We start from the raw sequence: 5,344 nt of genomic DNA, 5'->3' as shown, positions 1-5,344 counted from the left end.
ATTTCGACGGGGGTGTCGATGCGGACCACGACGGGGATGTCGAGGGTGCTGCCGTCGGACTTGTGGACGCGGAGGGTGGCTTCGCTCATGGGCTTGAAGTCGTTGGAGAGGCCCAGGAGGTCGAAGGTGGCATCGGCGAGGTCTTTTACTTGATCATAGTCTTCTTTGTTCAGGAAGGTGCAGGGGAGGACGCCCATGCCGACGAGGTTGCTGCGGTGGATGCGCTCGAAGCTCTTGGTGATGACGGCTTTGACGCCGAGGAGACGGGTGCCTTTGGCGGCCCAGTCGCGGCTGGAGCCCATGCCGTAGTCTTCACCGCCGAGGATGATGCTCGGTGTGCCTGCGGCTTTGTAGGCCTCGGCAGCGTCGTAGATGCTCATTTCGGTGCCAGCGGGTTGGAGGAGCGTGTCGCCGCCTTCTTTGCCGCCGAGCATGAGGTTCTTGATGCGCACGTTGGCAAAGGTGCCGCGGGTCATGACGAGGTCGTTGCCACGGCGGCTGCCGAAGCTGTTGAAGTCGGCTTGGGTGACGCCGTGTTCGAGGAGGAAGCGGCCTGCGGGGCTGGCCTTCGTGATGGCACCAGCAGGGCTGATGTGGTCGGTTGTGACGGAGTCGCCGAAGATACCGAGAGGGCGTGCGCCCGTGATCTCGGTGATGTCGCCGGGGGTCATGCTGAAGTCAGCGAAGAACGGCGGATGCTGGATGTAGGTGGATTTGCCGTCCCACTCGAAGACCTCGCCGACGCCGCCTTTGATCTCATTCCACTTCGGATTTTGCGACGCGAAGTCGGTGTAGAGCTTGCGGAAGACATCGGGGCTGAGGGCGGACTCCATGGCATCGCGCACTTCTTTGAGCGTGGGCCAGATGTCCTTCAAATAGACGCCGCTGCCAGCGACGAGTTCGTCTTGGCTCAAATCAATATCGACGGTGCCAGCGATGGCGTAGGCGACGACGAGCGGGGGCGACATGAGGAAGTTTGCCTTGATGCTTTGATGCACGCGGGCCTCGAAGTTGCGGTTCCCAGAGAGCACGCTGGCAGCAACGACGTCTTCGCCTTTGACGACGTCTTCGATGCCGGGATCAAGCGGGCCGCTGTTGCCGATGCAGGTGGTGCAGCCGTAGCCGACGGTCTGGAAGCCGAGTTTGTCGAGTTCGACCTGGAGGCCGGTCTTGGTGAGATAATCGGTCACGACACGACTGCCTGGTCCGAGGCTGGTCTTCACCGAGGGCTTCACCGTGAGGCCCTTGGCGTTCGCTTTCTTCGCGAGGAGACCGGCGGCGAGCATGACGCTCGGGTTGCTGGTGTTCGTGCAACTCGTGATGGCGGCGATGAGGACGCTGCCGTCGGTGATGCTATCTTTGATGCCGCCTTTGGAATCGACGGTGACGTCATAGGAAGGCCGGTCAGAAACGACGTCCACACCTGCGGACGCTCCAGTGACGTCCAGCCCAACAGCTGAAGAAGTGCCAAGATGCTCGACGACCTGCGTGGCCGGTGCTTTGCCAAAACCGCCTGCCTTCACATCGGCAATGAGCAGTTCGTTGAATTTGGATTTCAATGCGGGCACCTCAATGCGGTCCTGCGGACGCTTCGGACCGGACACGCAGGGCACGACGCCGCTGAGGTCGATCTCCATCTCGGTGGTGAATTCGATGCTGCCTTTCGCGGTGGGGATGCCCCACATCTCCTGCGCCTTGTAGTAGGCCTCGACGGTCTTGCAAAGCTCCTCGCTGCGGCCAGTGCCGCGCAGGTAGGCGACGGTTTCTTCATCGACGCCGAAGAAGCCCATCGTCGCGCCATACTCAGGCGCCATGTTCGCGATGGTCGCACGGTCGGTCACGGGCAGGCTGACAGCACCAGGGCCGTAGAATTCGACGAATTTGCCGACGACGCCGAGCTTGCGCAGCTTCTGGGTGACTTCGAGCACGAGGTCGGTGGCGGTGACGCCTTCTTTGAGCGCTCCGCTGAGGTAAACGCCGACGACTTCCGGCACGAGGAAGGTCACCGGCTGGCCGAGCATGCCAGCTTCCGCCTCAATGCCGCCAACGCCCCAACCAACGACGCCGAGGCCGTTGATCATGGTCGTGTGTGAATCGGTACCGACGAGCGAATCGGGATAGAACACCCCGTCTTTCTCCAGCACGCCCTTGGCGAGATATTCGAGGTTCACCTGATGCACGATGCCGATGCCGGGAGGCACGACCTTGAAGGTGTTGAAGGCTTGTTCGCCCCACTTGAGGAACTGATAGCGCTCCTTGTTGCGCTCAAACTCGAGCGCGAGGTTTTGATTCAGCGCCTGCTGTGTTCCGGCGAAGTCCACCTGCACGCTGTGGTCAACAACAAGGTCCACCGGCACCAGCGGCTCGACCATCTTCGGGTTCTTGCCGAGCTGCTTCACTTTCGAGCGCATGGCGGCCAGATCGACCAGCAACGGCACGCCGGTGAAGTCTTGCAGCACGATGCGGGCGACGGTGAACGGGATCTCATACTCACCGGGCGCTTTGGCATTCCAGTTCGCGAGATTCTTCACATCGGCCTCAGTGACCTTCTTGCCGTCCAGATTGCGCAGCAGCGACTCCAGCACGATGCGGATGGAAACCGGCAGACGCGAGACTTTGCCGATGCCAGCTTTTTCGAGAGCGGGGAGGGAGTAAAACTTGCCGGAGGAGCCGGAACCGGTGGTGAAGGTCTGGGGGGTGTTCATGGAATCTAAAAGGGGCACGGGGAGCGTGCAGCAATAGCCATGACAGCAGGTTTGACACCCACTTTTTTGCATTCATCGACCGCTGGCTGCTTTCTGTCGAATCAGGTGTCTCCGCCTTTGGAAACCCGGTGCCAGCTCGACTTTCCACACGCCGGGCAGGTCATGTAGCGTCTTGGATTGCCGCAGGCCTTCCAACGGATGCCGCCCATGTCCCAAATCGACCGCTGATGCCCGCATTCACACCGCACCATCCACTCTCGCGACTCCGCCTCCATACTGCGCGCCCATGCGGACGGCAGCAGACGAGTGAAAAACCTCTGGATGGGAGACATGCGTCTAAGCCCGTGTTTTCAATGCATCGCGTGCCAGGTCAGCGTGTGATGCTCAGCATCGTCCGCGTCGGTCTGCATGGCCGCAGCGACAGCAGCCGCCAAACCGATGAGCACGGCGACCGGGAAGATCAGGATCAGCAGCGGCAGCAGCAGGATGAAGGCGAGCGGGAGAAGAATGACGCCTGCCGCAATCGTTTCCCAACTGAACTGCTTCAATTGCAGCCCGACGGGCGGAGCACCCTGCTGGCCGCTTTTGACGAAGACATGCTCCTGCCGCAGCCAGACGAGCAGCGGGCGGAGTGCGATGCGGAATGGCCGGAGGAAGGTGGCCTGCATCCGGCGCAACTGCCAGACGCGATGGAGACTGCGGTTTACAAAACGCGCTTCGGCGTTTTTAGCACTGACGGCCGGTTGAAACGAGGCCGCCTGTCCTCTTGGAGGGAAAGGGATCGTGTTCATGGTGGGTGTGGTTGGTTGCTGATTAAAACGACCCCCATACCTGCCTTCTACCAGAAATATCCCACACACCGCTCATTCACACCGGCTCGACAGCGAGCACAACTGGCATTCGACACACAACGGACAGGTGACGGTGCGCGGACTCTCCGCACACTTCGGGCAATGCACGCAGAGCATGCAGAACGGGCGCTTGGCGCTCGCGGCAGACGGAGGAGAATCGGTTCTCGACGCCGCAGGCCCGGCAGTGCAGGCCCTGGAGGACAGCGCCTGGATTGAAGGAAGAGCATTGGTTTTCATGGTCGTGAATGAGTTGAAACACGCCATGCATCGCCTGAAACGCGAAAATGCGCTATTGGCAGAACTGCCAATAAAACGCACTTTTTTTTGCGCCCGTTGCATTGCCTCATCTCCCGCGCAAAATCACCCCATGTCGTCAGTCCAGCCGCCACCGGAGCAACCCCAGGCCAGTTTGAAGTGGAGCGGCGGTGCGCTGCCCTTGTCCGGCCCTTGTTTCATCGGCCGCCGGTCGGACAACGACATCCACATCAACAACGTCCAGGCCTCCCGCCGTCATGCGGTGCTAATGAGCCTCAATGACGAGTGGTGGCTCAACGACCTCGGCAGTCGCAACGGCGTCCTGGTCAACGGCCTGCGCCTCACCAGCGCCCGCCGCCTGCGTCATGGCGATGAAATCCGCATCGCCAACCAGCGCCTCACCTTCTGCAACGCCCGGCAGGCCCCCCTGCACCGCAGCACCATGGCCGGCAAGATCACCGAGGTCGTGGCGGAAGCCCAGCGCGGCACACCCGGCGGCGTGGCCTGCGACCTCATCATCGTCTCCACACTGGGAGAAGTGCTTGAGGGCGAAAAAGCCGCGCACTGGTTCTTTGGCAAAACCTTGGAGCGCGCACCCGGTGCCGCCCATTACGCGCTGCCACCGCTGGTGCGCAGTTGGCTGGCCGCCCAGCTCGTGCCTGACGCCAGCACCGCGCCCTTGGAGATCGAAAACCACGTCTCCCGCCAGGTCGTCTCCCTCGCCCGTTGCGCCGAAGGCCGCTGCTTTCTGCTCCTGCGCGAAGAATCCGCCAAAATCTCCCTCGAACGCCTGCAAAGCCTCGATCTAACCGTGCGTGAGGCCGAGGTAATGCACTGGGTCTGCGAAGGCAGGACAAACGCCGAGATCGCCAAAGACCTCGACGTGACGCTGCATACCGTGAATCGCCATGTGGAGCACATCTTCAAAAAGCTCGGCGTGGACAACCGCCAGAAGGCGGTGAAGCACGTTTTAGAGCGTCTCGGCGCGTGAGGCGAAGTGCTCAGTGCCAAGTGCTCAGTCAAAAAACGCCAGCCGCACATCCGACTGAGCACTGAGCACTGAGCACTGAGCACTTTTGCAACGACGCCACGAAAGCCGCTTGATGCAACTCTCACACCCCTGGCGCGAACTACAGCCTACTTCACCACCGGACGCAGTACCATGTTGCGGTAGTCCACGTTCGTGTGGTCGCCTTGCAGATAAAGCGGGCCGGGCTTGAACTCATCGCTCGTCATCGCACCGCCCGTGCAACCAAGCACCGGCGCATTGTCGATGATCGTGGTGCCGTTGAGGATCACCGTGAGATGGCGGTCCACCAACGTGATGTCCAGCGTCTGCCATTCGCCGATCGGCTTCTCCGCCGCCACGCTCGGGGTGATGCGGCTGTACAGCGCGCCCATGTGATGCGAATCCAGCGGCTTGCCAAAGCTCTCCATGATCTGCACTTCGTAGATGCCGCGCAGGTAGATGCCGCTGTTGCTGCCTTCCTGCGTGCGCACTTCCGTCTTCAGATTGAAGTCCTCAAACTCCGC

At 61.3% G+C, this 5,344-nt stretch carries 4 protein-coding genes; 1 reads left to right on the top strand and 3 read right to left on the bottom strand.

What is annotated here, in order from left to right; genetic code table 11:
* Window positions 1-2,705 (bottom strand): aconitate hydratase AcnA (gene acnA / locus ACKVY0_RS22695; protein WP_409217140.1); only part of this gene is annotated, 2,705 nt, incomplete at its 3' end.
* Between the two features lie 350 nt (window positions 2,706-3,055).
* Window positions 3,056-3,496, bottom strand: a complete 441-nt coding sequence (locus ACKVY0_RS22690) for a hypothetical protein (protein ID WP_409217139.1) — start codon at window positions 3,494-3,496, stop codon at window positions 3,056-3,058.
* A 427-nt stretch (window positions 3,497-3,923) separates the two neighbouring features.
* Here ACKVY0_RS22690 and ACKVY0_RS22685 point away from each other — a divergent pair, with 427 nt between their 5' ends.
* Complete coding sequence (locus ACKVY0_RS22685; RefSeq protein ID WP_409217138.1) at window positions 3,924-4,802, top strand: FHA domain-containing protein; 879 nt, start codon at window positions 3,924-3,926, stop codon at window positions 4,800-4,802.
* Between the two features lie 146 nt (window positions 4,803-4,948).
* Here ACKVY0_RS22685 and ACKVY0_RS22680 read toward each other — a convergent pair.
* On the bottom strand, window positions 4,949-5,344 hold a 396-nt coding region (locus ACKVY0_RS22680), incomplete at its 5' end, for a DUF1080 domain-containing protein (RefSeq protein ID WP_409217137.1).

The organism is Prosthecobacter sp. (genome assembly GCF_046154365.1).
GTDB lineage: Bacteria > Verrucomicrobiota > Verrucomicrobiia > Verrucomicrobiales > Verrucomicrobiaceae > Prosthecobacter.
This window is presented reverse-complemented; position numbering and strand designations above follow the sequence as displayed.

Coding starts and splice junctions, on each gene's coding strand:
- ACKVY0_RS22690 (WP_409217139.1), bottom strand. CDS start 3,496: ATGAACACGATCCCTTTCCCTCCAAGAGGACAGGCGGCCTCGTTTCAA.
- ACKVY0_RS22685 (WP_409217138.1), top strand. CDS start 3,924: ATGTCGTCAGTCCAGCCGCCACCGGAGCAACCCCAGGCCAGTTTGAAG.